The 24,479-nt window shown below is 58.2% G+C and carries 24 protein-coding genes; 7 read left to right on the top strand and 17 right to left on the bottom strand.

Features of this window, described 5'->3' with window-relative positions; genetic code table 11:
- The 7 genes from IEX74_RS22255 to IEX74_RS22225 all read right to left on the bottom strand — a co-directional run.
- Positions 1-376: hypothetical protein (locus IEX74_RS22255; protein WP_188816297.1), on the bottom strand; the 376-nt coding region annotated here is incomplete at its 3' end.
- Positions 377-385: 9 nt separating this feature from the next.
- Positions 386-1,033: a hypothetical protein gene (locus IEX74_RS22250; protein ID WP_229755420.1), complete on the bottom strand. Its 648-nt coding sequence runs from the start codon at positions 1,031-1,033 to the stop codon at positions 386-388.
- Positions 1,034-1,092: 59 nt separating this feature from the next.
- Positions 1,093-1,689, bottom strand: coding sequence for a Uma2 family endonuclease (locus IEX74_RS22245; RefSeq protein ID WP_188816295.1), 597 nt, complete (start codon positions 1,687-1,689; stop codon positions 1,093-1,095).
- A gap of 85 nt (positions 1,690-1,774) precedes the next feature.
- Complete coding sequence (locus IEX74_RS22240; RefSeq protein WP_188816294.1) at positions 1,775-2,371, bottom strand: Uma2 family endonuclease; 597 nt, start codon at positions 2,369-2,371, stop codon at positions 1,775-1,777.
- Positions 2,372-2,517: 146 nt separating this feature from the next.
- Positions 2,518-3,768, bottom strand: a complete 1,251-nt coding sequence (locus tag IEX74_RS22235; RefSeq protein ID WP_188816293.1) for a glutamate-5-semialdehyde dehydrogenase — start codon at positions 3,766-3,768, stop codon at positions 2,518-2,520.
- Positions 3,769-3,913: 145 nt separating this feature from the next.
- A complete protein-coding gene (proB, locus tag IEX74_RS22230) occupies positions 3,914-5,005 on the bottom strand; it encodes a glutamate 5-kinase (RefSeq protein ID WP_188816292.1) in 1,092 nt (363 codons plus the stop codon).
- 65 nt (positions 5,006-5,070) lie between these two features.
- On the bottom strand, positions 5,071-6,606 hold the full coding sequence (locus IEX74_RS22225) for a SulP family inorganic anion transporter (RefSeq protein WP_188816291.1): 1,536 nt from the start codon (positions 6,604-6,606) through the stop codon (positions 5,071-5,073).
- 293 nt (positions 6,607-6,899) lie between these two features.
- Between IEX74_RS22225 and IEX74_RS22220 the strand changes: the two genes are divergently transcribed.
- The 6 genes from IEX74_RS22220 to IEX74_RS22195 all read left to right on the top strand — a co-directional run bounded on the left by IEX74_RS22220 (position 6,900) and on the right by IEX74_RS22195 (position 14,018).
- A complete protein-coding gene (locus IEX74_RS22220; protein ID WP_188816290.1) occupies positions 6,900-7,805 on the top strand; it encodes a LysR family transcriptional regulator in 906 nt (301 codons plus the stop codon).
- 157 nt (positions 7,806-7,962) lie between these two features.
- Positions 7,963-9,162: a threonine synthase gene (locus tag IEX74_RS22215; protein WP_188816289.1), complete on the top strand. Its 1,200-nt coding sequence runs from the start codon at positions 7,963-7,965 to the stop codon at positions 9,160-9,162.
- Positions 9,163-9,521: 359 nt separating this feature from the next.
- Positions 9,522-10,625 carry an SGNH/GDSL hydrolase family protein gene (locus IEX74_RS22210; RefSeq protein WP_188816288.1) on the top strand — a complete coding sequence of 368 codons (1,104 nt, stop codon included), beginning with the start codon at positions 9,522-9,524 and terminating at the stop codon, positions 10,623-10,625.
- 141 nt (positions 10,626-10,766) lie between these two features.
- Complete coding sequence (locus IEX74_RS22205; RefSeq protein ID WP_229755419.1) at positions 10,767-11,741, top strand: M28 family peptidase; 975 nt, start codon at positions 10,767-10,769, stop codon at positions 11,739-11,741.
- 1 nt (position 11,742) lies between these two features.
- A complete protein-coding gene (locus IEX74_RS22200; protein ID WP_188816287.1) occupies positions 11,743-12,279 on the top strand; it encodes an RBBP9/YdeN family alpha/beta hydrolase in 537 nt (178 codons plus the stop codon).
- 350 nt (positions 12,280-12,629) lie between these two features.
- Positions 12,630-14,018 (top strand): ammonium transporter, encoded by a 1,389-nt coding sequence (locus IEX74_RS22195; RefSeq protein WP_188816286.1) that lies wholly within the window; start codon positions 12,630-12,632, stop codon positions 14,016-14,018.
- 165 nt (positions 14,019-14,183) lie between these two features.
- On the opposite strand, the gene IEX74_RS22190 is transcribed toward IEX74_RS22195, so the two are convergent.
- The 7 genes from IEX74_RS22190 to IEX74_RS22160 all read right to left on the bottom strand — a co-directional run bounded on the left by IEX74_RS22190 (position 14,184) and on the right by IEX74_RS22160 (position 21,292).
- Entirely contained in the window at positions 14,184-14,894 is a 711-nt protein-coding gene (locus tag IEX74_RS22190) for an ATP-dependent Clp protease proteolytic subunit (RefSeq protein ID WP_188816285.1), read from the bottom strand.
- A 140-nt stretch (positions 14,895-15,034) separates the two neighbouring features.
- Positions 15,035-15,340 carry a hypothetical protein gene (locus IEX74_RS22185; RefSeq protein ID WP_188816284.1) on the bottom strand — a complete coding sequence of 102 codons (306 nt, stop codon included), beginning with the start codon at positions 15,338-15,340 and terminating at the stop codon, positions 15,035-15,037.
- A gap of 4 nt (positions 15,341-15,344) precedes the next feature.
- The gene (locus tag IEX74_RS22180) at positions 15,345-15,938 is read right to left on the bottom strand and encodes an RNA polymerase sigma factor (RefSeq protein ID WP_188816283.1); all 594 of its coding nucleotides are present in this window, start codon (positions 15,936-15,938) and stop codon (positions 15,345-15,347) included.
- A 360-nt stretch (positions 15,939-16,298) separates the two neighbouring features.
- Positions 16,299-17,513 carry a tetratricopeptide repeat protein gene (locus IEX74_RS22175; RefSeq protein ID WP_188816282.1) on the bottom strand — a complete coding sequence of 405 codons (1,215 nt, stop codon included), beginning with the start codon at positions 17,511-17,513 and terminating at the stop codon, positions 16,299-16,301.
- Positions 17,482-18,849: a tetratricopeptide repeat protein gene (locus tag IEX74_RS22170; RefSeq protein WP_188816281.1), complete on the bottom strand. Its 1,368-nt coding sequence runs from the start codon at positions 18,847-18,849 to the stop codon at positions 17,482-17,484. Before IEX74_RS22170 ends, IEX74_RS22175 begins: the two co-directional genes overlap by 32 nt.
- 14 nt (positions 18,850-18,863) lie before the next feature.
- Positions 18,864-20,240, bottom strand: a complete 1,377-nt coding sequence (locus tag IEX74_RS22165; protein WP_188816280.1) for an AAA family ATPase — start codon at positions 20,238-20,240, stop codon at positions 18,864-18,866.
- A gap of 254 nt (positions 20,241-20,494) precedes the next feature.
- Positions 20,495-21,292: a ZIP family metal transporter gene (locus IEX74_RS22160; protein ID WP_188816279.1), complete on the bottom strand. Its 798-nt coding sequence runs from the start codon at positions 21,290-21,292 to the stop codon at positions 20,495-20,497.
- 224 nt (positions 21,293-21,516) lie between these two features.
- On the opposite strand from IEX74_RS22160, the gene IEX74_RS22155 reads away from it, so the two are divergent.
- Positions 21,517-22,113, top strand: a complete 597-nt coding sequence (locus IEX74_RS22155; RefSeq protein WP_188816278.1) for a hypothetical protein — start codon at positions 21,517-21,519, stop codon at positions 22,111-22,113.
- Positions 22,114-22,115: 2 nt separating this feature from the next.
- On the opposite strand, the gene IEX74_RS22150 is transcribed toward IEX74_RS22155, so the two are convergent.
- The 3 genes from IEX74_RS22150 to IEX74_RS22140 all read right to left on the bottom strand — a co-directional run bounded on the left by IEX74_RS22150 (position 22,116) and on the right by IEX74_RS22140 (position 24,219).
- Positions 22,116-22,397, bottom strand: coding sequence for a DUF167 domain-containing protein (locus IEX74_RS22150; protein ID WP_188816277.1), 282 nt, complete (start codon positions 22,395-22,397; stop codon positions 22,116-22,118).
- A gap of 128 nt (positions 22,398-22,525) precedes the next feature.
- Positions 22,526-23,284 (bottom strand): endonuclease III domain-containing protein, encoded by a 759-nt coding sequence (locus tag IEX74_RS22145; protein WP_229755418.1) that lies wholly within the window; start codon positions 23,282-23,284, stop codon positions 22,526-22,528.
- Between the two features lie 32 nt (positions 23,285-23,316).
- Positions 23,317-24,219: a hypothetical protein gene (locus tag IEX74_RS22140; protein WP_188816276.1), complete on the bottom strand. Its 903-nt coding sequence runs from the start codon at positions 24,217-24,219 to the stop codon at positions 23,317-23,319.
- Positions 24,220-24,479: the final 260 nt, after the last annotated feature.

Below are 24,479 nucleotides of genomic sequence, written 5' to 3'. Positions count from 1 at the left end.
GCAAGCCGACCATGGCCCAGGCGGCCCAGACCCGGTCGAACACCAGCGCGCCGCCACTGAGCAACAGCCACCCCACGGCCAGTCCCAGGACCGGCAACCGCAGGATGCCGCCGAGCGGAAGCACCGCGTAGTCCCCGTCCACTTTCGACAGCAACTGGCGCCGCAGCTGGTAGCCCACCGTGAGCAGGGCCGCCCCGACGAGCAAAGCCGCCCGTACCTCGGCCCCGAAGGCTCCCGGCGAAGTGTAGCGCACCAGCAGCGGCAACAGGGCCGCCAGCACCACCAGTAGGTAGGTCTGCAGGTGCAGCAGGTCGTCTTCATCGCGGTTCCTTAGCAGCAGGGCCGCCAGCAGATTCTCGGCATACAAAACCAGCATGACCCCAGGTCAGCTCAGGCCCGCCTCGTGCAGCCCAAACACGGCCAGCACTGCCAACGCCTGCCCTAACGCGAGCTGCTGGCGTCGCACCCAACGGGGCAACAGGCCCTGCGCGTGCACCCAGGCCGCTAGGCCGAGTGCGATGCCACCCATGCCCAGGAGCGCAACCAGCAAGAGGGCCACCGGCGCCCCGAGCCAGCCGAACAGCGCCCGGCCCAGCAGCAGCCCGGTGCCGCCCTGCAGCAGGCCCGCCAGCCCCGCAATGCCGCCCAACAGACCGAAGTCGGCAGGAGTACTATCTGGCTCTTCGGCAAGCTGCGCGGGCTGCAATTGCCGATGGGTCAGGTTTACCAGTACGACCCCCGCCCAGCCGGCCATCGCCAGCACCAAGGCGTCGCGGTAGAGCATAGGCGGCAGGCTGTGGCCTGCGTTGCTTAGGGCCGTCAACAGCAGGCTTAACCCCGCGGCTAAGCTGCCGCCCAAGGCAACCCGGTAGAGGAATACCTCCCGCTTTTGGGTAGCAATCCAAACCACGGCCAGGTTTTCGGCATAGAGCAGACCCAGCACTACCGGCCAGCTCAGCCCCAGCTCGTGCAAGCCGAATACGGTGAGCAGGGCAAATGCTTGAGCCAACAACAACTGTAGCGGCTTTACCAAGGTTGCAGGCTTTCTATGACTGACTACTCCGCTCGACCAGATATACAATCCGGTCGTTCCTACACCCCCGCAAACACCTTTTCCCACAGAATCTCCAGCTCCGGCAGGGTCTGGGTCGGGATGGGGCCGGGCGCGTAGAACTCGCCGGCTAGCTGGTATTTCTGCTCCCGCAGCACAAAGACGGAAACGTACTTTTCGAGGGGCGACACAATCCAGTACTCCGAGACGCCGGCTTCCTGGTAGAGGTCGTACTTATCGCGGGTGTCGTGGGCAGCGGTGCCGGGCGAGAGAATTTCGATGATCCAATCCGGGGCGCCCAGGCAGCCTAGGTCATCGAGCTTGGCCGGGTCGCAGATCACGCAGATATCTGGCTGCACGACGGTGGTAATCTGCACGTCGCCATTGGGGCCAGCCGTGGTCAGGCGCACGTCGAAGGGCGCGAAGTAAACTTCGCACTGCTTACCTTCTAAGTACAGCGCAATCGGCGTATTGAGGTTACGAGCCGTAACCTGATGGCGCCGCCGGGGCGCCGGGCTCATCTGATAGACTTTGCCCTTAATCAGCTCCACAAACTCATCCAGCTGCCACGTCAGGTAATCAGCGTAGGTGTAGGTTTTGGTGAGGTCGAGCTGCGAAAGGTTGGTGATGGGCGGCATAGCGTAAAGAGCAAAAGAAGGTTTTACTAAAATACGTGTTTCTGTATAGGATGACGCTGCTGGGTCAGGTCATGACTGGGCTCCGCTACACGCCCTCAAATACTTCCTCCCACTCAATACGAAAGCTGGGTAGCGTGCGCGACGGAATAGCGCCGGGCGTGTAGTACGTATCCTGCAATTGGTAGCGGCTATCTTCCAGCGTGTAGACTACCACACTCTTTTCGCCGGGCAGCACAATCCAGTATTCGCGCACGCCGTTTTCTTCGTACAACTCTAGCTTTTCGTGCGTATCGTAAGCGGCTGTTTTGGGGCTCAGGATTTCAATAATCCAGTCGGGGGCACCTAGGCAGCCGAATTCATCTAGTTTCGTTGGGTCGCACACCACGCAAACATCTGGCTGGACGACGGTAGTGATGGTACTCTCGCCGTTCAGAGTAGCGCGAGTTAGTCGCACATCAAATGGCGCGTGGAAAACTTCGCAAGAGTGTGCAAGCAAGTAGGCGTAAAGTCTACCGACGAAACGGCTTGAGATGCGCTGGTGAGCCACCCGCGGCGCCGGGCTCATGCGGCGGATTTTGCCCCGCACGAGCTCCACAAACTCATCCAACTGCCACGTCAGGTAATCGGCGTAAGTGTAACTTTTGGTGAGGTCGAGTTGGGAGATGTCGGTAATAGGTATCATAGTTGAACAAGCTAGGTCGTACTTAAAGATAGGTCTCCTTTACAAATACGTTGTTGGCGTGTAGAGTGTCTCCCCGTTGAACGACCGATGTCAGAACAATGCGGCCTAAACAACCTCAGCAACGACGGAGACACAAGTATGTGTTTCTACGTGGTTCGTACCTGCCCGTCACCGCGCACGAGCCACTTGTAGCTGGTGAGTTCCTCCAAGCCCATCGGGCCGCGGGCGTGCAGCTTTTGCGTGCTGATACCGATTTCGGCACCTAGGCCAAACTGCGCGCCATCGGTGAAAGCGGTAGAAGCATTGGCGTACACAGCCGCGGCATCCACACTGTTCAGGAATTGCTCGATGTGCTCGGGCGTTTCCGAAAGGATGGCTTCGCTGTGCTTGGAGCTGTGTTCGGCAATGTGCTGAAGGGCTTCTTCCAAGCCGCGTACCGTCTTGATAGCTAGCTTCAGCGACAGAAACTCAGTGCCGAAGTGCTCAGGCGTGGCGTGTTGCAGCAGCTCGGCGGGGTACAGGCCGCGCAGGGCCGCGTAGCTAGGTTCATCGGCGTACAAGAGCACGTGCGCAGTGGCTAGCGGTGCCGTGAGAGCCGGCAGATCGATAAGGCGGGCATGGTGCAGCAGCAGGCAATCGAGGGTGTTGCAGACGCTGGGCCGCCGCGTTTTGGAGTTGAAGATGATAGCGCGGCCTTTGGCTAGGTCGGCGGTTTCGTCGAAGAAAGTGTGCACCACGCCCGCGCCGGTTTCGATAACGGGCACTTTAGCGTTTTGGCGCACGAAGTCGATCAGGCCCTGGCTACCGCGTGGAATCAGCACATCCACGTAGCCGACGGCGTTGAGCAGGGCTTCGGTGGCTTGGCGGTCGGGGGGGAGGAGGGTGGCAGCTTCGGGAGCTAGGTTGTGCTGGCGCAGCACGTCGTGAATGACGGCGATGATAGCCTCGTTGGAGAAGCTAGCGTCGCTGCCGCCTTTCAGGATGCTGGCGTTACCGGTTTTCAGACACAGCGCGGCTACGTCGAAGGTCACGTTGGGCCTAGCTTCGTAGATGACGCCGACTACGCCCAGCGGCACGCACACTTTGGAGAGGTGCAGGCCGTTCGGCAGTTCCCGCTGCAACAGCACTTCCCCCAGCGGCGACGTAAGGCCCGCTACGCTCCGAATATCCTCCGCAATGGCTTCAATACGTGGCCCTGTTAGTTTCAGCCGGTCGTGCTTGGGGTCGTCCGGCGACATACGGGCTAGGTCCTTCTCGTTTTCGGCGAGTAGAAACGGCGTTTTCGCCACGGCCGCGTCGGCGAGGTCGCGCAGCAGCGCGTTGATTTTTTCGGAGGCAACCAGACCTAGGCTGCGGCTGGCTTTCTGCGAAGCTTCAAATACAGGTTGCAAGTTCATAAGAAGGAACTGTAGGAACGCGCCACGGCGCGTTCGTCGTTGAACGACCTGGCCCAGCACAAGGTAAGGGCCTGTAAAGTGGTGTCTAAACCAGGTAAGCGCACGAGAGGCGCGGGTGCCGAACGCGCCGTGGCGCGTTCCTACGTTAGCTGATTTCGGCGTTCAAAAACAGATAATCATAATGCACCAGCGGCTTCTGGTTTTTCTGCCCGATGCGCTCCACGGCTTTGTCGGAGCCATATTCCGCCAGACCTAGGCCAACGGGTTTCTGGTGCTCATCGATTAGCTTGATGATGTCGCCTTTCTGGAATTCGCCGCTGATCTTCGTGATGCCTACTGGCAGCAGACTTATGGCTTTGCCGGGCGTGGTGAGGGCCGTTTTGGCGCCGTCGTTGATGTGAATCACGCCTTTCGCCGCGGTTTCGGAGTGCGCAATCCACTTCTTTTTGCCCGAGGCAATTTTATACGGGATGAAGCGTGTATTCTCCACTTCGCCGCTCAGCAGCCTAGGTAACACATTCTCCGTCTTGCCGTTGGCGATGTGCACCGCAATACCGAGCTGCGCGACTTTGTGCGCCATGTGGCACTTCGTAATCATGCCGCCGCGGCCAAACTGCGAGCGTTGCGTCGTGACGAACGACGAAAAGCTGGTGGTAGTCGGCTCGATTTCCCGGATCAGCTCGGAGCTTGGGTCTTTCGGGTCGCCGGTGTAAATGCCGTTGACGTTGCTGAGGATGAGCAGCGCGTCGGCGTTCAGCATGGAGGCGATGAGGCCGGCCAGCTCGTCGTTGTCGGTGAACATCAGCTCCGTTACGGAAATCACATCGTTCTCATTCACAATGGGAATGATGTTGTTTTGGAGCAGCGCGCCGAAGCAGTTTTGCATGTTCAGGTAGTGTACCCGGTCGCGGAAATCTTCCTTCGTGACCAGCACTTGCGCGCAAACTAAGTCGTGCTGACCGAACAGCTCGGCGTAGGTGCTGAGCAGCTTGACCTGGCCCACGGCGGCCAGCAGCTGGCGGCTGGTCACGGCGTCAGCTTTGTCGGAAACCTGCACCAGGCTGCGCCCCGAGGCCACCGCGCCCGACGACACCAAAATGACTTCCCGACCTAGCTTTTTGAGCGCGGCGAGCTGCTCGACCAGGTGCCGGATGCGGGCCGTGTCGGGCAGGCCGTTGTCCTGCGTCAGCACGTTGGAGCCGATTTTAACGATGATTCTTTTGTAAGTGAGCGACATAGAAAGGAAAGCAGAGCGGGCGAAATTTAACCAGAACCTGGCACAACCGCCCAGCCGCCGCAAGGCTATTCCATGGCGTCTACCGAAACTTTGTAGGTCGGGTCTTCCCAGTAGTTCACGTCGATAAGCGCTTGCGCGTTGGCGAGCAGACGGCGGCAATCGGGGCTGAGGTGGCGCAGGTGCAGCTTTTTGCCGCTTTTGTGGTAGCGCTCGGTGAGCTTGTTCAGCGCTTCGATGGCTGATAAATCAGCCACGCGGCTTTCGCGGAAATCCACGATAATTTCCTGCGGATCAGAAGCTAGGTCGAACTTTTCGTTGAACGCCGCCACCGAGCCGAAGAAGAGCGGCCCGAAGATTTCGTAGTGCTTGATGCCCTGCTCGTCCACGTACTTGCGGGCCCGAATGCGGACCGCGTTTTCCCAAGCAAAGGCCAGCGCCGAAATCACCACGCCGATGAGTACGGCCAAGGCTAGGTTCTGGGAAATGGCCGTGATGAGCGTCACCAAAACCATCACGACCACATCGGTAAGCGGCATTTTGCCAATGATGCGCAGGCTGGCCCACTCGAAGGTGGCAATAACTACCATAAACATTACGCCCACCAGCGCCGCCAGTGGCAGCCGCTCAATCAGCGACGAGCCCACCACCACAAACAGCAGCAGCGCCACTGCCGTCACCACGCCCGAGATCCGCTGCCGTCCGCGCGACTCCAGGTTGACCATCGTCTGCCCGATCATGGCGCAGCCACCCATGCCGCCAAAGAAGCCGGAGGTGATGTTGGCGAGGCCCTGCGCCACGCAGTCTTTGTTGCCGCGCCCGCGGGTTTCCGTTATTTCGTCGACTACCGTGAGCGTGAGTAGGCTTTCGGTGAGGCCCACCAGCGCCATGATAACGGAGTAAGGAAATATGATTCTGATTGTCTGCCAGTTGAATGGCACTTGCGGCAAATGCGGCTGCGGCAAACCGCCCGCAATGGAAGCAATATCGCCCACCGACTTCGTGGGTAAATTGCCGAAAATCACCAGCGCCGAAACGACCAGAATGGCGATGAGCGAAGGCGGAATGGCCTTCGTAACTTTCGGCAGCAGGAAAATAATAGCCATCGTGAGGGCCACCAAACCTAGCATCAGGTACAGAGGCGAGCCGCTGAGCCAGTGCGTTGCGCCAGTCGCATCTGCCACTTTGAACTGCTCCAGCTGCGCCATGAAGATGATGAGCGCCAGCCCATTCACAAAGCCAAACACCACTGATTGCGGCACCAACCGGATAAACTTGCCAAAGCGCAGCAAGCCAATAGCTATCTGAATAAGGCCCATCAGCGCAACGGCCGCAAACAGGTACTCCACGCCGTGCCGCTCTACCAAGCTCACAATGACCACCGCCACCGAGCCCGCCGCGCCGGATATCATGCCTGGCCGCCCACCGAAAAGGCTGGTGATAAGGCAAATAATGCAGGCCGAGCTAATGCCCACGAGTGGGCTGACGTGGGCCAGCAGGGCAAACGCCACTACTTCAGGCACGAGGGCCAGGGCCGTGGTGAGGCCCGCCAATACTTCATCCTTGAGGCTATGGCCTCGGGTTAATTTGTCAAGAAGAATCATTCGAAAGGTATTCCGTTTGGGAAAGACGTGCCGCCGACTGCGCGCCGGGCGTAACCTAGGTTTGCCTATAAAAAGCATGTGCATGAGGCATTTGCGAAAGCAAATGCCGCCGGGCATGAGAAGCTCACGGTGGCGTAAGGGTGATAGGAGCGAAGAGGCCGGTCATGCGAAACGGTGCACAAAGCTAGGGGTTAAAGCGGCGGCTCCGGCAAACTTCGGTTGCGTATGCCTCGCCCAACGGCGTGCGGGCATCTGACCGGGAGAACCATGACTTTGCGATATCTTGCGTTCAAATGCTTTCCCACAAACACGAAATCTTCCTGGAAGTCGCGCGGCAGCTGAGCTTTACCAAGGCCAGCCAGACGCTGTTCACAAGCCAATCCGCCGTGAGCAAGCAGGTGAAGGCGCTGGAAGAGTACTACAAGATCGGCTTGTTTGAACGGCTCGGTAACAGCGTGGTGCTCACGCCGGCTGGCAAGCTCTTGTACGATAAACTCTTGCTGGCCAAGCAGCTGCAACACGAGCTGCACCAGGAGTTTGCCAGCATCAGCACCAGCTTCTCGCCCCAGATTCAGATGATGATCGGGGCCAGCACCACCATTTCGCTGTACGTGCTGCCGCCGGTGCTGTCGGCATATTTGCAGCAAAACCCGAACACGCAGCTCACCCTGCGCAACCGCAACAGCGAGAACATCCTGAAGGCGCTGATCGAGCACGAAATCGACCTAGGTATTATTGAGGGCATCAACAAAGTCAGCAACGTGACCTACACGCCGTTCCTGACCGACGACGTGGTGGCGGTGCGCTCGGCTCGGAACCCGTTGGTGAAGACCGAGTTAGATCTGAAAGACCTGTACGAGACGCCGCTCGCTCTGCGCGAATATGGCTCGGGCACGCTGGCGGTGCTGGAAGAAGCCCTGGAGCAGCAGCAAATCAAGCTGGTCGATTTGCCGGTGAAAGTGCGGCTCGGCGGCACTGAGGCGCTGAAAAACTTTGTGCGGGTTGATACGTGCCTAGCTTTTCTGCCGCGGCAGGCGGTGGTGAAAGAGCTGGAATCGGGCGAGCTGGTGGAAGTGCGCATACGGAACCTGAAGCTGACCCGGCAGTTCAATTTCATTCAGCGCAAAGGCACCGAGAACAACCAGCCTTACCAGAATTTCGTCCGCTTCACGAAGCGTTATTATTCCGAAAAGGAATAGCCTATTCCGAAACTCCATTTGATTCGGGTATAACCTAGTAGGTACTTGCCAACGTTTTGCAGGCAGCAAGTCGCGGCACACGAAGGTGTAAGCGGCTTACTGCTTCTTGCAAAAAAAGCTAATAGCCAATAGCTAAGCACCTAATCCTAGGTTTGTCATGACCATCTGTACCGAAACTTCCAGTCGAATCACCAACCTAGAGTGCTCGGTTTGTGGCGCGCCTCACTCTGCTTTCAAGCTCCAGCGCGTATCGGTATGCCACGGCATGCCGCTCATTGCGCGCTACGACTTACTCGACCCACTGCCGAAAACCAGCATCAACCTGGGAGAAGCCAGCATGTGGCGCTACCGCGAACTGCTGCCCTTGCTCGAAGACGAAAACCGCGTGAGCCTCGGGGAGGGCTTTACGCCCATCATCGCGCTGCAAAACCTAGCTAGCCGCTACAACCTGCGCTCGTTGGTGCTGAAAGACGAAGGCAAGAACCCAACCGGCTCTTTTAAAGCCCGCGGCCTGAGCATGGCCATTTCCAAAGCCAAGGAGCTAGGTGTGCAGGGCTGTATCGTTCCGACGGCCGGCAATGCGGGCGTGGCTATGGCCGCGTACTGCGCCAAAGCGGGTATGCGCGCCGTGGTAGCCATGCCGCGCCACACGCCGAAAGCCTTCAAAGAGGAATGCTACTGGTACGGCGCTGAGGTGCAGCTAATTGACGGCCTTATCAACGACTGCGCCGCCTGGGTGCGCGAAACCAACGCCGACGGCCATCTGCTCGACGTCTCGACGCTGAAAGAGCCGTACCGGATAGAAGGCAAGAAAACCATGGGCTACGAAATTGCCGAGCAGCTAGGTTGGCACCTGCCCGACGTGCTGCTGTACCCCGCCGGCGGCGGCACCGGCCTGATCGGCATCTGGAAAGCTTTCCGCGAAATGCAAGCCCTGGGTTGGCTGCCCGCCGATGTGAAGCTGCCGCGCATGGTAGCCGTGCAGGCCGAAAACTGCCAGCCGCTGGTGGAAACATTCCTAGGTCGGCAGGCCAATTCACAGCAGTACAATGGCAAGCCGACCATTGCCAACGGCTTGGCGGTGCCGCGCCCGCTGGGCGAGCCGCTGATGCTGAATGTGTTGCACGAGTCGCAGGGCACGGCCGTAAGCATCAGCGAGGATGAAATGCTGGAAGGCATGCGCGAGCTAGGTAAGCAGGAAGGCTTGTTCGTAGCCCCCGAAGGCGCCGCCGTGTGGATGGCCGCCCGGAAGCTGCTAGCCAGTGGCTGGCTCAGCGCCGACGAGCAGATCTTACTGCTGAACACCGGCTCGGGCCAGAAGTACCTGGAAAACGTGGAAGGCCGCTATGATCAGTAGGAGCCAGGCTAGGTTTGTAGCGCGGAAATCCGTTCCGCGACGAGCAACGCGAGTTCTGCCGCTTGGGCGCCTGATTGCTCGGCCGGATTTATAATCCGGTCGTTACGAGCTGCGGATTTGTAATCCGCCGGGGCCACGCCGTTTGAGATTGTTCTGGTGTAAGTGCCCGCTTCGCGGGCGGGGATTATAAATCTCCCGTTCGCAGCAACCGGATTGTAAATCCAGCCGAACAGACGGAAATAAGAACTTCATGCTGCGCCTGTCGAAGCATGACGTTCTTGTTTATTTTACGACTTACAAAGCCCTGCGCACCTGGGTTCAGCTTCTCCCGCCGCCAAAACAAGCCCCGTACTTTCTGCATGAAAATTCCCGCCCACTGTCTGCTAATAACTTTTAGCGCGTTGACCCTAGGTTTTGCGCCGCCGCGTGTCGTTCCCAAAGTCACAGATGTGCTGCCCGCCGCTGCCTTGCAGCCGTACGGGAGGACGTTGCTTAATAAAGAGCAGCTTGAGCTGATCAGCTCGGCGGTGCATTTTGGCTTTAGCTTCGAAGGCACCGAATGCCAGATTTTTGCCTCACTGCCTAACACCCAAGGCCACAATTACTTGCAATACGAGTTGGATGGCGTGTACCAGAAACGCCTTAAAGTAACCGGCAATTCGAAGGAGCCGATTACCATAACGGCACCTGGCGCGGGCAAGCATACCGTTTGGGTTTACAAAGCCACCGAGGCGCACACGGGTGCCATTGCCATCCAGAAAATAACAGGGCAGAAAGTGAAGGCAATGCCCAACTCGAAAGCGCCTTTGATTGAGTTTATCGGCAACAGCATCACCTGCGGCGCGGCCATGGACCCGTCGGAAGTGCCTTGCGGCGCTGGGCAGTACCACGATCAGCACAACGCCTACATGGCCTACGGACCTAGGGCTGCCAGGGCACTGAAAACCAACTTTATCCTGAGCAGCGTGAGCGGCATCGGGGTTTACCGCAACTGGAACAGCCTCAGCCCAACCATGCCGCAGGTGTATGAGAAAATTGATTTTCAGGATAAGAACCCGCAGCGCTGGAACTTCGCGACGTACAGCCCGAAAGTGGTGAGTATTGCCCTCGGTACCAACGACTTCAGCAATGGCGACGGCAAAACCGCCCGCCTGCCGTTCGACAGCGCCAGCTTCGTGGGCAACTATGTGCAGTTTGTGAAGCTGGTAAAGGCGAAATACCCCAAAGCGCAGATTGCCCTGCTGAGCAGCCCCATGATCAACGGCAAAAACCGAACGCTGCTGCAAAACTGCCTGACCGCCGTAAAGCAAAAAACCGACGCCAGCTTTCCGACGGATAAACCCGTGGCCGTGTATTTCTTTCAGCCGATGCAGGCCAGAGGCTGCCTGGGGCACCCGAATGTGGAAGACCACGCCATAATGGCGAGCGAGCTGGAGCCGTTTTTTCGGAAGCTGATTCAGTGAAGACTTGCCTAAACCGTCATGCTGAGCTGGTCGAAGCATCTCGCGTGCAATGCTAACTCCAATCGTCTGGTTTATCATTGCACGCGAGATGCTTCGGCCAGCTCAGCATGACGTTCTGGCTCACCGGATGCTTACTAGAAAATGGCAAAACGCAAACTACTCGCAGCCGTAATCACGCTGAACCTACTGGCTTGCTTTGGGCTGCGTGCCCAAGGCCCAAACCTAACTGCCAGCTTTGAAGCGCCACTGCCCATGCCTGCTGCCAACCAAGCCCGCCTGCACGCCGATGTGAAGTTCCTGACTTCGCTACAGCCCGCCCGCAACCACCGCAACCTAGGTTCGCTGAACAAAGCCGCCGATTACATCCACGCGGAGCTGCAAAAGCTAGGTATTCCGGTGCAGGAGCAGAAATTTCCGGTGGACGGGCACGAGTACCGCAACGTCATTGCCTCTTTCGGGCCGCCCACGGCCGAGCGCATCATCGTAGGCGCGCACTACGACGTATGCGGCGACCAACCCGGTGCCGACGATAATGCCAGCGCCGTAGCCGGCCTGCTCGAAACGGCGCGCCTACTGCACGAGCAAAACCCCACGCTCAAACATCGGATTGATTTTGTAGCGTTTTCGCTGGAAGAACCGCCCTATTTTGCCACCGACCACATGGGCAGCGCCGTGCATGCCAAGTCGGTAAACGCGGAGAAGGCGCCGGTGAAGGCCATGATTTGCTACGAGATGATCGGCTACTTCCGCGACGAGCCCGGCTCGCAGCAATTCCCCGATCCTAGGTTGGCGGCGCTCTACCCCAACACAGGCAACTTTATTACGGTAGTTGGCAAGCAAGGGCAGGAAGGGATTACGCAGCGCATCAAAACGCTTATGAAGGCGCACGCCAAAATTGATGTGCAGAGCATCAACCTGCCTACCTCCCAGGGCCTAGCTGGCCTGTCGGACCACCGCAACTACTGGCGCTACGGCTACGATGCGGTGATGATCAACGACACCTCCTTCCTGCGCAACCCGAATTACCACAAGGCCACTGACACCATCGAAACGCTCGACTTCCGGCGGATGGCGGAAGTGGTCAATGGTGTGTATGGCGCCATCCTAGGACTGTAAGATGACACCGACTATTCTGCTCGTTCCCGGCTTAGGTAATTCAGGGCCAGCCCATTGGCAAAGCCAGTGGGCTGAGCAATACGGCTACCCGCGTGTGGAGCAGCAAGATTGGAACCGGCCTAGGTGCTCCGATTGGGTGCGCGAATTGGACAAGGCGGTACGACAAGCCGGGCCGCGGGTGGTGTTGGTAGCGCACAGCCTAGGGTGCAGCACCGTCGGCCATTGGGCGGAGCATTTTCCAACGGTGTCGGTAGTCGGTGCTATGCTCGTGGCACCAGCTGACACAGAGCGGGCTGATTTTCCGCCCGAAGTCTTCGGCTTTGCGCCGATGCCCCAAAAACTGCTACCATTCCCGAGCATCGTAGTGGCTTCAGCCAATGACGAATACGTGTCACTGGCCCGCGCTCAGGTATTTGCGGCTAGGTGGGGGAGTACCTTGGTCGAGGTTGGAGCACTCGGCCACATCAATGCCGCGTCGGGGCTCGGGAGCTGGCCAGCCGGGCACGTGCTGCTAGAGCAGCTGCTACAACGCCTGTAAGTGTTTGGAGTTTTCTTATGCCTGTGCCTGACAGCTTTTGCTGCTAGGTCGGAACGCTATGCCTGAAAAAGTAAGCTGGAAGCGCAGCAACGCAGTTAGCAACTACGCAACTGTTAGAAGCTGCGTGATTTGCGAGAAAGTACTTTTTGCGGAAAAGAGGCCAATTTTCGATAAAATCAATTTCGGACTTAGCTATTCTGTTTTAAAGAGGAGTTTGTTAGAAAAAGGGTGGTTTTCAGAGAAAGTACTCTGATTTTGGAGGTGTATGTTGGATGATTGTTAATGTATCTGGTATCTTGCCATAAGATTTCATAGTAGCCACATCTCAAAACTTACCCGTTTAAAGCACTATGTCTAGTTCCTCTACGGGCTTCCGGCCTGGTCTAAGTTTGTTTGCGCTCCTCGCCTGTTTGTTGCTGGGAGTTATAGCGGCTTTCATGCCGGCCAACCATCCAGCGGCAGCGCCCGGCACCATCAACACCGCCGATGTCGCCTGGATGCTGACCGCTACAGCTTTCGTGCTGATCATGACGCCGGGCCTGTCGTTCTTCTACGGCGGCATGGTGCGCCCCAAGAACGTGATTTCGACGATGCTGCAAAGCTTCGTGGCGATGGGCGTGATTACGCTGGTGTTTTACTTCGTCGGCTTCTCGCTGGCTTATGGCGACAGCTGGCACGGCCTGATTGGCAACCCGTTCACGTTTGCCATGCTGCGCAACGTGGGCACCGCCACGCACCCGTTGCTCTCGCCCACTATTCCGCTGATCCTGTACTTCGCTTTTCAGCTGAAGTTTGCCATTATCACGCCGGCGCTCATCACTGGCTCGTTCGCGGAGCGGGTACGCTTTAAAGGGTACCTAGCTTTCATGGTGCTGTTTTGCTTGTTCATTTATTGCCCCCTGGCGCACTGGACCTGGCACCCCGAGGGCTTCCTGCACAAGTGGGGCGTGCTTGATTTTGCTGGTGGCACGGTGGTACACATTTCGGCCGGTATTGCAGCCCTGGCTGGCGCTATGGTGCTAGGTCCGCGCGTGGCGCAAGGCCGCAGCACGTCTTTTTCAACGCCGAACGTGCCGTATGTGCTCCTGGGCACGGGGCTGTTGTGGATGGGCTGGTTTGGCTTTAACTCTGGTTCAGCTTTGGGTGCCACTGAGTTAGCGGCTCTCTCTTTTGCGAACACCAACCTGGCTTCCGCCGCAGCCCTGGTGATGTGGCTGCTGATTGAAGTAGCCCGCGGCGGCAAGCCCACGGCAATGGGCGCCTGCATCGGGGCGGTGGTTGGTCTGGTGGCCATCACGCCCGCTGCCGGCTACGTCGACTACGGTCAGAGCGTACTGATCGGCATGGTAGCTTCGTTGATTAGCGCTGCCGCTGTGCACTGGAAAAACAGCCGCACCAGCATCGACGACACGCTGGATGTGTTTCCCTGCCACGGCCTAGGCGGTATTGTCGGGATGATTCTCACCGGCGTATTCGCTAACAACGGTGGCCTCGTGCACGGCACTACCACGCTGTTTGGCTACCACCTGCTTGGGCTGGTGATTGTCATAGCGTATTGCTTTGTAGGTGCTTGGGTGCTGCTGAAAGTAACGGACAAGCTCTTCGGCTTGCGCGTGAAGGCATCGGAGGAAGAGCTAGGCCTCGACCTGAGCCAGCACGAAGAGTCGACTTACCACGTCGATGAAGAGTTTGAGAAAACCTACCGCAAAGACAAAGACCTCGTAGCGGAGCGGGTGTAATTGCCCAACCTAGCTTCAACAAAAAGCCGTCAGTGTGAAGCCGACGGCTTTTTTGTTGAAGCTGTTTTTAAGAAGTCGAAAAGCCCGTCATACTGAGCTTGCCGAAGCATCTCTACGGTAAGCTCAGTATGACGGGCTTTTATTTGCTGTCCACATCTTCTAACTCTAGCTTAGCTGCGGCATTTCCTTGCGCTCCAGCACTTCGTCGATGAGGCCGTACGCTTTGGCTTCGTCGGCGCGGAGCCAATAGTCGCGGTCGGAGTGGTCGTGAATTTCCTGGTAGGTCTTGCCGGTGTGATGGGCCAGGATGGTGTACAGCTCGGCGCGCAGTTTCAGAATCTCGCGGGCCGTAATTTCGATGTCAGCCGACGGACCCTGCGCGCCGCCCGAGGGCTGATGAATCATCACGCGAGCGTGGGGCAGGGCCGAGCGTTTGCCCTTCGCGCCGCCCGCCAGCAGCACCGCGCCCATCGACAAGGCCACGCCCGTGCAGATGGTTGCCACGTCGGGGCCGATGTACTGCATTGTGTCATAGATACCTAGGCCCGCGTACACCGAGCCGCCCGGCGAGTTGACGTACAGCAGAATATCCTTCTGCGCATCAACGGATTCCAGAAACAGCAATTGCGCAGTAATCACATTCGCAATCTGATCATCGACGGCGGTACCGAGGAAAATAATACGGTCCATAATCAGGCGCGAAAACACGTCGATTTCGGCGAAGCGCGTGGGGCGTTCTTCAATAACGGAACGCGTCATGGCCGTGACGAGGGGCTGCGCCTGACTTTCTACCTGGCGCAGGTAGTTATCCACACCCAGGCTGTTGATACCTTGGCCATGCACCGCGAATTTTCGGAATTCTTGTTTGCTGAGCATACGAAATGAAAATGCGCAAGCCCGCTTCCAAAGTCCAGGGAATGGGGTTCCTGGCGCTTCGGAAAAGCACTTGCAAGTGATACGTTGGAGGAGGTGTTACTGGACAGTTCCGGGTTCCCGCAGAGGGCGCAGAGTGCGACTTACCCTAGGTTGACAAGAAAGCGACGGAGCTGCTGACCTAGGTTGGTAAGTGCTTGTCGGAAGTAATCTGCCAGGCTTTGGCGCTGATTCCTGTAAAGCTTTTGGTGGATGGCCGCCAGCTCACGCCGGAGCTGCTTTCGGCCTGCCGCGTGTATTCCTTGGTAGGCGCGGCGCTGAAAATCAGTATCGGAAGCCAGGTCAGCATCGAGCAGCTCCTGCACGCGCCAGTCGGCTACCTGCTCGGGTTGCGGGTTGCTGAGTAGGTAGTGCTCAATGCGTTGCAGACGTTCTAGCTCGGGGCGCATGGGGTTAGTATTCAAGTACAGTAGCGGCCACCTTGCGCACGGCGTTGCGCAGGCGCTCCAGGCATTTGAACTTCTGCACCGTGGCGGAGCGCACACTGCGATATTGGTGCGCGGCGGCAATCTGCTCCAGCGGCTCGTTGAAGTAGTAAAAGGAAACCAGAATGCTTTTGCACTTCGCGCCAAGCTGCTCCACGTAATCCAGTACCGAATTGGAGCCGGAAGGCGCTTCTGCTACTTCGGGCGCGGCTGCTTCGGCTAGCTCCGCGTGTTCATCCAGCAGCGCGGCGCTAGGCTGACGGCTGCGGCGGCTAAGCTCCCGGTGCCAAAGGTTGCGGCACACGCTGACCAGATAAGTGCTCGGCGCGGCCGTCAGGACCAGGTTGCCGTGCACGGCCTTTTCGTAAAACACGATTAGCGCGTCATGGAACACATCCTGGGCATCCTGCGCCGAGCCGCTGTGCCGCAGCACATGCCGGCGCACGACCGGAAACGTCTGGCGGTAGAGGTCGGTGAGCGTCCGTTCCCGGTCCGTCCGCAACGCCTGTTGCAATGCGAGGCTAGGTGCCGTTGGGCCAAGTGTAGCGGGTTGAGTTCTCATACAAGCGGAAGTTCTGACTATTAATCTTCGTTTTGCCTGATTATCACCCTCGCTAAGAAAAGATTTTTTGGGTGGCTGAAGTGCGGTTGCCGTAGGAACGCGCCACGGCGCGTTCGTCGTTAAACGACCAGTACGAGGGCATGTGAACAGTAGCGCGAAAATCTGTTTCGCGACGAGCAACGCGAGTAGTCCGCAGTGCTCGACGGCATGGAGCCAAACACGTTGGCACTCGCGTTGCTCGTCGCGAAACAGATTTTCGCGCTACAAAACGGCGACTGTCCCCAGAACCTAGCAAGACCTAGGTACGGCCGTCCAACGATACGCGAACTGCAGAGTTCGCGCTACAAGTTCTACACGCTTCTAACGCAACGCGTAGAACCAGATATACAGCACCGTACCAATCAGGAACCCGCCGAAGAAGATGCTTTCGTAGGGCGGACCTACGTGCAGGGCGGCGAGGCCAGCCGCTATCAGACCTAGCACCGCCAGCGTTACCCCAAACCACAACGAGCGCCGGCGTTGGGCGGGTACCGCAAGCCGCCAGGTGCCAACCAGCGGAAAAAGTAAGCCCATGGCTACCATCCCGAGCATATTCAAGGCGTCAGATTTGGTGAAGAAGCTAGCCGCCAGCGCCGCAACACCCACGCCGAGCAGCGCCGAAAACTGGGTTGATTGCCGCACCTGCGTCTGGCTCAGGGCGTGGCGCCCGTAGGTGTTGAAGCGCAAAAGCGTGTTAAACAACGGATCAGCAAACCAGCTCATGAACACCAGCACCAGATACAGCGGCAGCAGCACCGGGATGAAACGCGTGAAAACAAATAGTCCCAGAAAGAGCGCCCGCCGGGTTCCGTCGCTGAGCGAAGACGACCAGTAGCCGAAGCGCATAAAGTTGCGGTACAGCCAGTACTGCGTTTTTAAGGCTTCTACCAGGCCTTCGCGGGCGTATTCGGAGGTGGGAGAGAGGCGCAGCGCCTGCCGGAAGTGCTCCAAAGCGGGTTTGGCTTTCCCTGTTTCGAGCGCCACCCAGCCGGCGTCGGCGTGCGTGCCCGCATCGTCGGGGTCCTGGTGCAAGGCGCGACCCAGGGCATCAGCCGCTTCGTCGCGGCGGCCGAGGCGGGTAAGGGCGCGGGCCCGCAGCCCCAGGCAGTCGACGTGCTCGGGGTCGTAGGAGAGGCCCGATTCGGCCGCTTTCAATGCCGCCTGCCACTGGTGCCGCTGAAAGCGGATAATACCTAGGGTATGGTAATAATTTGGATCGGTCGGGTCGAGGGCTAGCGCGTGCTCAATGGCAACCAGCGCCGCCGGCTGCCGGTGCTGCCGCAAATGCGCCAGGCTGAGCAGGTAGTAGGCAAAATCGTACTCGGGTGCCAGGTGAATGGCAGTTTCGGCTTCCGACTGTCCTTCCTCCAACTTGGCCTGATCGAGCAAACACATGCCGAGCCAGGCATGGGCCAGGGCATCGGTCGGGTCGGCTTGCAGAATGCGCCGCAGCTCCTGTTCCGCCTGGGGCGCGCGGCCTTGGCGAAGCAGCAGCAGGATGCGTTCAGACCAGTGATGGGAGGAAACGTGTTCCATTGATGAACAATAATCTACCGAAACCTAGGTAATTGAAAAAAGAGATATATTTGTCTGAATAACGAAGATCATAGACAACAACATAGGCTATGGCTGTCAATCCTGCACAGAGCAGCCAAATACGTGCAGCGTTATAATCTGGCTGTAAGACATTGTACGCCCCTGAAGCTCCTAATAGTCCAATGCCCGCAGCCCATAGTCGGGATGCGAAGGGCGTATAATCTGGTTTATTTGTCAGATAGCTACTTGAGATTGGTACAAGTAAGGCTAAGGTAGTTCCAAGCAATACAGTAGGTATCTGCGTTGGTAAGTTCAAAACAGCAAGACAGGAGCTAACGCCCATCACGTACCCAACAAACACATTAGAACCATGTACCTCTGCTGCACTCAGCGCATACCGTGCGTGGGCATCGAAGCGCACAAGGGTGTTAAATAGTAGCTTTAAGCCCCACAGAAAGACAACAAATACAATGATCGAGGCCTGAAAGAGCATGCCCGTATCACCACCGGATGGTTTGCCGGAGGAGGATGGGCTTTGCCAGAGAGCAAAGCCTATGATGAAGAGAAGTAAGCGTACGACAAAAGCAAGTGCCCGCCGGTCAGCAGGACCTAAATTAAGGCCAAGTTGGCGGATTAGCCATAAGTGGCAATGCATTAACATTCGATAAAGCCAGAACCGGCTTTTGAACGCTCGCAACAATCCTTCGCGCGCTGCCTCTTCGTTTGGCTGCAAACGCAGTGACTCAGCAAAATGCTGGCGTGCCAAGGCATATTGACCAGCTTCCAGGTATATCTGTCCAGCATTGGCATGAGTTTGAGACACCAGCGGATTTGCTCCCAAAGCAACATTTAATGCTGCAATGCCATCTTTGTGTTCGCCTAATAGCGCTAATACTCGCCCTTGTAGATTGCGACATCCGACGTGCGTAGGTTCATAAGTTAGCCCATTGACAGCAAATTTCAGTGCTTTCTGTGGTTGTCCATTTGCCAGGGCAATGGACCCGGCAGTAGCATGGTAGGCGGAGGAAAATGGGTGTAAACGTAAAGCTTCCTGAATCGATTTTTGAGCTTCACCCAGCCGCCCTTGCTCCTGTTGCACGTAAGCTAATAGGTAGTGAGCATTGTGAAGTTCTGGTTCCAAGCTCAATAGGTAAATCAGGGATTCTTCTGCCGCAGAGCAGTGGTTTTGGTCTAATAAAGCCTGCGCCAGAAATAAATGAGCCACTATATCTTGCCCGTCTTGTGCTAGCAAGTCACGACATACTTCTTCTGCTAACTTTGGACGCTGCTGCCGAAGTAAAAGCTCAATTCGGTGATAAGGGTAAGAAATAGGCACGATTTGAATTCTGCTTACGCCGACGGCTTCTTAATCCCCAAGTACACCAGAATATCATCGTACACGCCGCCTTCATTCGAGTACAGCGCGTAGTTTTTGGCCGTGGCAAACCACTCCTTCGTGCTGGCCCGAATCTCTTTGGCCGCAGTCAGCAAGTCGTTCTGCTCGATGGGCAACGGCCGACCTAGCTTCATCGACTCCCGCAACCTAGCTTCGATGGCCGTGTCGACTAATGCCTTGAGGTCGGCGCCCGAAAGGCCGGGCGTTTTGGCTGCTACAGCCGCCACATTCACGCTTGCGGCCAGTGGCTTTTCGCGCAGCAGCACCTCCAGCACGGCGGCGCGGGCAGCTTCATCAGGCGGCGTCACCAGCACGATGCGGTCGAAGCGGCCGGGGCGGCGGAAGGCGGCATCAAGGTGCCAGGGCGCGTTGGTGGCGGCCATGATGAGCACGCCCTCGTTGGTGCGGGTGGCGCCATCCAGCTCCGCCAAAAACTGGTTTACCAACGAGCGGCCGGCGCTCTGGCGCAGGTCGTGGCGGTTGGCAGCCAGGGCATCCACTTCGTCGAAAAATAGCACACAGGGTGCTTGCAGGCGCGCCATCTCGAAGAGTTGATGCAGGTTTTTCTCGCTGTTGCCTAGCCACATATCCAGAATGTCGTTGATGCCGACATTAATGAAGGAGGCTTGTACCTCGCCGGCCGTAGCGCGGGCCAGGTGGGTTTTGCCGCAGCCGGGCGGACCGTACAGCAGCAGCCCGCCACCGGTAGCTTTGCCGTAGGCTTTGTACAGATCAGGGTATTGCAGCGGGTGAATAATCTTGAGGCGAATTTCCTCTTTCACAGGCTCCATGCCGCCCACGTCGGAGAAGTTGATTTTCGGTTTTTCCAGCCCCGAGAACAAGGCGTGCTCATCGATAACCAACCCCGCGTTGCCAGGTGCCTCGGGCGGCGGGCCGCCGTGGGCGGGCTGCGCCGCTGCTCGCTCCCGAAGCTGGGCAACTAATTCCGCATCTTCCAGTGCCGGGTTGTAGTGCTGAGCCGTTTCGTAGGCTTCGCGGGCGGCGGCGAGCTGACCGGTGCGGGCCAGTAAGCGGGCATGCAGCAGGTGGGCACGGGCGTGCTCGGGGTAACTGGCCAGCAACTCTTCCACGACCACAAAAGCCGCCGAAGTCTTGCTCAATCCTGCGTACACTTCCGCCAGGCCAAGCTGCAAGTCGGGGTCGGTGGGTGTCTGGCGCAAGCCGACGCGGTACGTGTCTTCGGCTTCGGCCAGGCGCCCGGCCTGAAGTAGCAGCGCCGCTACGTGCTTGCGCAACGGCAGATTATCGGGGGAGAAGGAAAGCGCCTCAAGAAGAGGCTGAATAGCAGCGGGATCGGAAAAAGCGGACATAGTAATTTTAACAAGCAACTGTGGCAAGCTACACGCTTAAGCCAGGAGCACAAAGGATTAGCAGGTAACGGGTAAGCAAATTTTAACCCGGACTAACACCATGCCAAGGCGCTGAAACAAACGCACCTAGGTTGGAAAGTAAGACTGAGTAGTAGCACAACTTTATAGCAAGTGTGTGGACTAATGATCGTAAGAAAGCCCCAAAAGCTGCTTGGTTCTTTATTGCTGAAGTATTCTGCCTCGTAGTCAGATGCTTAATCTCCCATCTTACTCAGGAAAAACGACGCCAGAAAACCTAGCACCGTAATCAGGCCCGTGAAGTTGTGGGCTTCCTCGAAGGCTTCCGGCATCATCGTGTCGGCGAGCATGGCCAGGATGGCGCCGGCTGCCACGGCGGTAGTGGCCGCCACCACATCGGCCGAAAAGTGGCTGAATACGGCGTAGCCCGCCAGCGAAGCCAGCCCCGAAATGACGGCAATACCGGTCCAGAGCCAGAAAACATAGCTTGCTGAGCGGCCCGCATTTTTCATGCCGGCGGCGCTGGAAAGGCCTTCGGGCAGGTTGGAGAGAAAGATGGCTACCACGGCTACCGTACTCACCGCGCCGCCGGCCAGCAAACTCAGCCCGATAACGATGCTTTCCGGGATGCCGTCGAGCAGGGCACCTAGGGCGATGGCCATGCCGTTGTCGTCGCCAGCGTCGGTGCCGTTCTTGGCGCCTGTTTTCACCTGTTGGCGCTCTTCGTGCTGCTGCTTGCCGGAACGCTTGCGGTGCTTGGCGCCCTGGCGGGCCAAAATCCAGTTGGCTAGCGTATAGACAGTTGCGCCACCAATAAAGCCAATGGCGGTAGCATCGAAGCCGCCTTTCATGTACGCTTCCTCCATCAGTTCCAGCGACAAAGTCGAGATGAGCACGCCGCTGCCAAAGGCCATAATGGCGGCAATAAGGCGCTGGGGCACGCGCAGAAAATAGCCCACGCCAGCGCCCAGCAGCAGCGCCGAGCCCGATACGAGACCCCAAAAACCGGCCAGAGCCCAGGTAGGAAACGCCATAAGTGGAAGGGAAAAAGGTGGACAAGCGAAGTCTTATACGGCCGAGCGCACGGAGGTGGAGAGAGCCTAGGTTTTAAGGCATCAATCACATGCTTATGTGATTGATGCAGACCCTGGTTGTAGCTTATTTAGAAGGGCTGATCAGCAAAACGTTTTCCATGCTTACTTCCGCTGATTGGCCCTGTCAGAAGAAGCATTATCAACCAGACTACGCGAGATAAGCCATGAAATTCGACCACAAAACGCTGTTTGATTTATACCGCGAGCAGGCGCATTTGCGCTTCACCCAAAGTCAGATTGACGGCATCGAGCACCTGCTCGACTTCGTTGAGCACGACCCCGGCCTAACGGATATGCGCTGGGTGGCCTACATGCTCGCCACCGTGAAGCACGAGTGCGCCGATACGTGGCAGCCCATCGAGGAAAGAGGCTCCGAAACGTACTTTCAGCGCTACGAGCCTGCTACCAACACCGGTCGGGTGCTGGGCAACGTGGAAAAAGGCGACGGCGCGCGATACAAAGGCCGTGGCTACGTGCAGCTTACGGGGCGGGCCAACTACCGGCAGTTCGGGCGTCGTCTCAGCCTGGGTTTGGAGCAAAAGCCCGAGCTGGCCCTCGATCCGGAAGTGAGCTACCGCATTGCTTCGCTCGGAATGCGGCAGGGCCTGTTTACGGGCAAGGCGCTGGAACACTACCTGCACGGCCCCGTAACCGACTACCGCAACGCCCGGCGCATCATCAATGGCGTCGACCGCGCCGATATCATTGCCCGCTACGCCGCCAAGATGGAGGTGGGCCTGCGGCAAGCTCAGATCAGCTGAACCTAGGTTGCAAGCTGTTGATAACGAGCTAATACCTGCTGCAAAGAAGCTTCATCGACGGTGTCGAGCGATACTTTCTTGAAGGGCGCCGTGTGGCCGGTTAGTAAGGTGATGCTCGATTTGCGCACGCCAAAAAGCCCGGCCAGGTAAGCCAGCAGGCAGGCGTTGGCTTTGCCATCCTGCGCGGGCGCTTTCAGGCGCACCGTCACGCTGCCATCCGGGGCTACCAGCAGCTGGTTTGCTTTGCTGTTGGGCTTGGCTTTGAGGTGAAGAATGGCGGGCATGGCAGCAAAAAACAGGCGGCGCAAAAGTAGCAGAACCGTTGCGGGCTGCCAGACTATTGCCTCACCGGAAAGCAAAACCTAGGTCGGCGAAATCAAGGTCAGTAAAAGGCAAAAAGCTAGGTTGTAAGCTACGACGACTTGCTGGACGCCAGCACGGGCAGCACCGCGCCGCTGAGCCGGGCCTGGCCATACGGGCACTGGTCCAGCACCACGCACCGCCCGCAGGCCGGCGAGTGAAAGTAGCAGCATTTCTGCCCATGATACATCAGTGCCTCGTGGTGGTCGTATACCTGCTGGGCGTCCCAGCCGGGCGGCAACAGCGCCTCTAGCAGCGCGTGCGCCGCTTCGGTGCCTACTTTGGGGCCGATCAGGGCGAGGCGCTGGGCTACGCGGTGGTGGTGGCTGTCGACGGGCATGGCCGGCAGCCGCAACGAGCTGAAAAGCAGCGTGGCAGCGCTGGTTTTGGGCCCCACGCCCGGAATGGTTTCCAGCCAAGCCCTGGCTTCCGGCACCGATTTTTCGGCCAGAAAAGCTAGGTCGCAAGGTCCGCCGCAACGCGCACTGATTTCGCGCAGCACTGCCTGAATGCGCGGCGCTTTCTGCTCGGGCCAGGTGCAGGAGCTGATGGCCGTTTGCACCTCTGCCGTGGGCGCGTCGCGCACCTGCTCCCAGGTTGGGAAGCGAGCCACCAGCTGCTGGTAAGCGCGGTGCGAATCCTGGTTGCGGGTACGGTGCGACAACAGCGCGCTGATCAGCTCACTCAGCGGGTCTTTGGTACTGAAAAATGGAAACGGCGCGCCGTACTCCGCGCACAAGCGTTCATGCACCAGCAGCGCCTTCGCACGCAGGGTTTCCAGATCGGGGAGAGGAGGGGAGGTAGCAGCCACACAGGTGCTTACGCAGCCGGCCTAGGTTGAGGTTACTGCAACCCGCGGTTATAAAGCGCAATAGCTTGCCGGATGCTGTTCTGCTGCTTGCCGCCCACGATCAACGGCACAATCAGCAGCGGCACGCCCGCATAAATCAGCGGCGACACGCCCGAAACCGAACTGCCCGGATTGAGGGTGGTAAACAGGCCGGCCAGCATCACACCGCCCGCCGCAACGTAGCTAAGCGTGGTGATGCGCTGGTAGCTGCGCGCTTTGGCTAGCAAGGCGCTGCTGCCGGCGTTGTCGGCAGTGGCAATAGCTAGGTTGCGGAGCGTCATGCTCTGCACCGGGCCATTGTCTTTGCTGAAATACTCCGTTTTCACCGTCCGGTACATGGGGCCGTAGCCGCCATAGCCGTAGCGCCCGAAGCCGCCATAGCCGCCATACGGATAGCCAAAGCCGCTGCCGGCGTACTGCGTGCTGGTAATCGAGTACAGACTGATGCGGCCCTGCCGGTCGCGGCGCAGCGTGGTTTCGCGCCGCGACTTGGGCAGCGTCGTGCGCACATAGTGGCCAGTTTCGTCGTCGTAGTAGCGCACGTCGCTTAGATCGTAGCGCTGCATACCATCTACCAGCAGGAAGCTGCGGCCAAAAACCGGTTGTTTCACTTCCACATCGTAGGCCCGCAGCACCTGGCCGTTTTTCAGCCCGACGGCAAAGCGGGTGGTTTCGGGCGGGAGTGGAGCCATCTGGCGCTGGCGCTGCTGCTCACGCACCGAATCGGGCACGACGGGGGCAGTGCTAAGCTGACGTTGAGCCGGGGCAGGGGCGGGCGCTGGTGCAGGGGGCGCCGTAGGTAAAGAATTCAGCTCCCGTGGGGTTTCCTGCGCCTGGGCGAAACCCGGCAGGAAGACGGAAAAAGAAAACAGCAAAAAGAGCGGGTGAAAGCGCATGACACGAAAAGAAAAAGAAGAACGGTCCTGAAAAAGAAGGCAGCCGAATGGGTTTTGGGTGAAGCACCCCCGCAAAGCTGCTCGGTTCACGACCTTCAATTAACGGTAAATGCGCCACATTTCGTGTGCACCTCACCACTGTGCAAACAACCGCGTAAAGCTAGGTCAGGGTAATAAATTGCGAAAAGCCCTTGGTTGCTACGCTGCAACTTGGACTACTCACATGAATAGGCGATTGACGCCGATGCAAGGACAAAGTA

Source organism: Hymenobacter cavernae (genome assembly GCF_014641455.1).
GTDB classification, from domain to species: domain Bacteria; phylum Bacteroidota; class Bacteroidia; order Cytophagales; family Hymenobacteraceae; genus Hymenobacter; species Hymenobacter cavernae.
Note: the sequence above shows the minus strand (reverse complement) of the source record. Positions and strands in the feature narration are given on the sequence as shown.

Bases quoted from the DNA above. Each gene is read 5' to 3' on its own strand.
- IEX74_RS22180 (WP_188816283.1), bottom strand. From the start codon at position 15,938: ATGAGAACTCAACCCGCTACACTTGGCCCAACGGCACCTAGCCTCGCA.
- proB (WP_188816292.1), bottom strand. From the start codon at position 5,005: ATGTCGCTCACTTACAAAAGAATCATCGTTAAAATCGGCTCCAACGTG.
- IEX74_RS22235 (WP_188816293.1), bottom strand. From the start codon at position 3,768: ATGAACTTGCAACCTGTATTTGAAGCTTCGCAGAAAGCCAGCCGCAGC.
- IEX74_RS22205 (WP_229755419.1), top strand. From the start codon at position 10,767: ATGGCAAAACGCAAACTACTCGCAGCCGTAATCACGCTGAACCTACTG.
- IEX74_RS22210 (WP_188816288.1), top strand. From the start codon at position 9,522: ATGAAAATTCCCGCCCACTGTCTGCTAATAACTTTTAGCGCGTTGACC.
- IEX74_RS22160 (WP_188816279.1), bottom strand. From the start codon at position 21,292: ATGGCGTTTCCTACCTGGGCTCTGGCCGGTTTTTGGGGTCTCGTATCG.
- IEX74_RS22165 (WP_188816280.1), bottom strand. From the start codon at position 20,240: ATGTCCGCTTTTTCCGATCCCGCTGCTATTCAGCCTCTTCTTGAGGCG.
- IEX74_RS22225 (WP_188816291.1), bottom strand. From the start codon at position 6,606: ATGATTCTTCTTGACAAATTAACCCGAGGCCATAGCCTCAAGGATGAA.
- IEX74_RS22245 (WP_188816295.1), bottom strand. From the start codon at position 1,689: ATGCCGCCCATCACCAACCTTTCGCAGCTCGACCTCACCAAAACCTAC.
- IEX74_RS22150 (WP_188816277.1), bottom strand. From the start codon at position 22,397: ATGCCCGCCATTCTTCACCTCAAAGCCAAGCCCAACAGCAAAGCAAAC.
- IEX74_RS22200 (WP_188816287.1), top strand. From the start codon at position 11,743: ATGACACCGACTATTCTGCTCGTTCCCGGCTTAGGTAATTCAGGGCCA.
- IEX74_RS22155 (WP_188816278.1), top strand. From the start codon at position 21,517: ATGAAATTCGACCACAAAACGCTGTTTGATTTATACCGCGAGCAGGCG.
- IEX74_RS22190 (WP_188816285.1), bottom strand. From the start codon at position 14,894: ATGCTCAGCAAACAAGAATTCCGAAAATTCGCGGTGCATGGCCAAGGT.
- IEX74_RS22140 (WP_188816276.1), bottom strand. From the start codon at position 24,219: ATGCGCTTTCACCCGCTCTTTTTGCTGTTTTCTTTTTCCGTCTTCCTG.
- IEX74_RS22220 (WP_188816290.1), top strand. From the start codon at position 6,900: ATGCTTTCCCACAAACACGAAATCTTCCTGGAAGTCGCGCGGCAGCTG.
- IEX74_RS22195 (WP_188816286.1), top strand. From the start codon at position 12,630: ATGTCTAGTTCCTCTACGGGCTTCCGGCCTGGTCTAAGTTTGTTTGCG.
- IEX74_RS22215 (WP_188816289.1), top strand. From the start codon at position 7,963: ATGACCATCTGTACCGAAACTTCCAGTCGAATCACCAACCTAGAGTGC.
- IEX74_RS22175 (WP_188816282.1), bottom strand. From the start codon at position 17,513: ATGGAACACGTTTCCTCCCATCACTGGTCTGAACGCATCCTGCTGCTG.
- IEX74_RS22185 (WP_188816284.1), bottom strand. From the start codon at position 15,340: ATGCGCCCCGAGCTAGAACGTCTGCAACGCATTGAGCACTACCTACTC.
- IEX74_RS22240 (WP_188816294.1), bottom strand. From the start codon at position 2,371: ATGATACCTATTACCGACATCTCCCAACTCGACCTCACCAAAAGTTAC.